This window comes from Streptomyces sp. NPDC020996, from assembly GCF_040641355.1.
GTDB lineage: Bacteria > Actinomycetota > Actinomycetes > Streptomycetales > Streptomycetaceae > Streptomyces.
Genome location: NZ_JBFADM010000147.1, coordinates 1 through 2,111 on the forward strand (window position 1 = coordinate 1; position 2,111 = coordinate 2,111).

The window sequence follows — 2,111 nt, forward strand, 5'->3', positions numbered from 1 at the left end:
GCGGAGGCGTGGACGCGTGGTCTGCCCGTCGAGTGGGACAGCCTGTTCCAGAGCACCGCCACCCGGCATGTCGACCTGCCCACCTACCCCTTCCAACACCAGCGCTACTGGCTCACCCCCGAACTGGCCGCGCCCCGCGACGAGATCGAGGAGCAGTTCTGGCAGGCCGTCGACCAAGACGACGTGGACGCCCTGCTCGGCACCCTGGAGATCGACCCGCAGACATCGCTGCGCGAGGCACTGCCGCAGATGGCGTCCTGGCTGCGCAGGCGCCGCGCGCCCGAGACCCGGCAGGCCCTCGCCGCCCTGCAGTCCACGGCCGACCCGGCCGAACTCGAGGCCGCAGCGGCGGCGTTGCGTGAAAAGCTCGGCGCACAGCCCGAGGCCGAGCAGCACCGCACCGTGCTCGAACTGGTGCGGGCCCACGCCGCCGCGGTCCTCGGTCATGACGGACCTGGCGCCATCGACCCCGACCGGGCTTTCAAGGAACTGGGGTTCGACTCCCTGGCCGCCGTCAACCTGCGCAACCGTCTCAACACCGCGACCGGACTGCGGCTGCCCGCCGCCTTCGCCTTCGACTACCCGACCCCGACCGCCGTCGCGGCCTTCATCCGCGCCGATGTGCTCGGCGAGAACACCGCCGCCCGCACCGTCACGGCAGCCGGTGCCGCGTATGACGAGCCGATCGCCATCGTCGGCATGGCCTGCCGCTACCCCGGCGGAGTCACCTCGCCCGAAGACCTGTGGCGGCTCGTCGACAGCGGTGCCGACGTGATCTCCGGCTTCCCCACCGACCGCGGCTGGGACCTGGAGACGCTCTACCACCCGGACCCGGACCACCCGGGGACCACGTACGTCCGCGAAGGCGGATTCCTCCACGACGCGGCCGAGTTCGACCCGGCGTTCTTCGGCATCTCACCCCGCGAGGCGCTCGCCATGGACCCGCAGCAGCGCCTCGTCCTGGAGACCTCCTGGGAGGTCTTCGAACGCGCCGGCATCGATCCGACCGGGATCCGCACGGCCCCCATCGGCGTCTTCGCGGGCGCCACCCAGCCCGGCTACTTCGGCGGCCTGCAGCAGATGGGCGGCGAAGGAGTCGAGGGCTATTCCCTCACCGGCAACCTCACCAGCGTCATATCCGGCCGCATCGCCTACACGTTGGGCTTGGAGGGCCCGGCCCTCACCGTCGACACCGCCTGCTCCTCCTCGCTGGTCGCCCTGCACCTCGCCGCGCAGGCCCTGCGGCAGGGCGAGTGCACGCTCGCCCTGGCCGCCGGCGTCACGGTGATGCCGACGCCCGACCTGTTCGTCGAGTTCAGCCGCCAGCGCGGCCTCGCCAAGGACGGCCGTTGCAAGGCCTTCTCGGCCGCCGCGGACGGCACCGCTTGGTCGGAGGGCGTGGGTGTGCTGCTCCTGGAGCGCCTGTCGGACGCGCGGCGGAACGGCCACCGGGTTCTCGCGGTCGTACGGGGTTCCGCCGTCAACCAGGACGGCGCCTCCAACGGCCTCATGGCTCCCAACGGGCCCTCCCAGCAGCGGGTGATCCGGCAAGCCCTGGCCAACGCCCGCCTCAGCCCCGCCGACGTGGACGCGGTCGAGGCGCACGGCACCGGCACGGCGCTGGGCGATCCGATCGAGGCGCAGGCCCTGCTCGCGGCCTACGGGCAGGAGCGCGCCGAGGACCGGCCGCTGTGGCTGGGCTCCCTGAAGTCGAACATCGGCCACACCTCCGCAGCGGCGGGTGTGGCGGGTGTGATCAAGATGGTGATGGCGATGCGGCACGGTGTGCTGCCGCGGACGTTGCATGCGGAGGAGCCGTCGCCGCACGTGGACTGGTCGGCGGGCGCGGTGGAACTGCTGACGGAGGCGGTGCGGTGGCCACGGACCGGGCGTCCGCGCCGCGCCGGGGTCTCGTCCTTCGGAGTCAGCGGGACGAACGCCCACGTCATCGTGGAGCAGGTCCCGGAGGAGTCGTCGTCGGCGGCGCGGGACGGTGACTCCCCGGGTGAGTTCTCCGGTCTGGTGCCGTGGGTGGTGTCGGCGCGTTCGGAGGCGGCACTGCGTGCGCAGGCGGGCGGTCTGCGGGCGTATGCGGGGGCGGCGGACGTGTC

At 72.7% G+C, this 2,111-nt stretch carries 1 protein-coding gene; it reads left to right on the forward strand.

The features are described from left to right. Positions 1-2,111 (forward strand): beta-ketoacyl synthase N-terminal-like domain-containing protein (locus tag AB0G63_RS39055; RefSeq protein WP_360760653.1); only part of this gene is annotated, 2,111 nt, incomplete at both ends.